Raw genomic sequence first — 1,116 nt, 5'->3', positions numbered from 1 at the left:
GTTTTAAAAACCGTTCTATCAACCTTTTCAAAACCTATCGGTAAAAGTTGACCATCCAAACTCATCTGATAAAAACCACCATCACCTGCAAAAAAAGCATCACTCCCTCGACACGCTATAGAGGCTGCACTGCGCGCTCCACGCTTGTCTTGTATCTTTTGAAAAGCAAACGGGCTCTTGGAACCTAACGTCAAAGAACCAGCATAAATAGCAGAACGAAGAAAAATAAGGGGATTGGTTGTTTCTGTTGCCCCCTGCACATATTCTCCATCTTGGAAATCCATATAACCACTAACATTATATTGAGTCTCCCATAGAGTTTCATCGCCTTCTCCAGACCAATGAATGCGATTGGGATTATCTGTCAATTGCATCAAACAAACAAAAGGTCCCCAAACTTTGACCAATCCTGCTTTCGGTGGATTGCCTTCTAAATCTTCAAACCGTTCAGAACTAAGAACCTTGAAAACTTGCGGTTTATCATTTTTATTCACCGCAATAACCATGTTTTTAAAAAGAGCAAACGACCATTTATTCTCTTCATTTGCTTGATACGTCACACCACTTTGGCTGATATCTTTCCAACCCTGCGTTTGACTATCATAACTGTAAAGCTTTTGCTTGCCTCCTACGATTATCTTAACACCATTGCCACTTCTAAACGCTATGCACCCCAAGGGCTTTTCTTCCAAAGCATGAGACACAACCATTGCACTAGGCATGGGTATGTAACCGCCATCTGCTGGTAAAACATTCACAAGGCTATCCGTAAAGCTACCGTTGACGACCGAAACATCTGGTCTGTAATCAGCGATTGGAAAATAAACCATCTTAAAAATCCGTTGGTATTATTCTGGTCACGTTATGACGTTGAGATGTCTCTGCACGCAATTCATGCAACTGTTCGTTAAAGTCATTGTACGCTGCCGTTGCACAATCGGGATCTTTCAAGATATTCTTGTAAAGTTCGTATTTTGCACGCGCCTTAATCAAATCAAACGCGTGCACAAACCATGGATGCTCCTCATCAACACTCTCTATCTCTACAAGGCATTGATTTATAATGATAATCTATCGTTATTCATATTGAATGAGAGTCCCGAATAACCTAAGATT

The 1,116-nt window shown here is 40.8% G+C and carries 2 pseudogenes; both read right to left on the bottom strand.

The features are described from left to right. Window positions 1-830, bottom strand: a pseudogene (locus ACFILT_RS06725) (hypothetical protein); the annotation flags it as partial. Window position 831: 1 nt separating this feature from the next. Beyond that, window positions 832-1,050, bottom strand: a pseudogene (locus ACFILT_RS06720) (hypothetical protein); the annotation flags it as partial. Window positions 1,051-1,116: the final 66 nt, after the last annotated feature.

The sequence above is a fragment of the Bartonella sp. AP7XZML genome, assembly GCF_042195745.1.
In the GTDB taxonomy this organism is placed as follows: domain Bacteria; phylum Pseudomonadota; class Alphaproteobacteria; order Rhizobiales; family Rhizobiaceae; genus Bartonella.
This window is presented reverse-complemented; position numbering and strand designations above follow the sequence as displayed.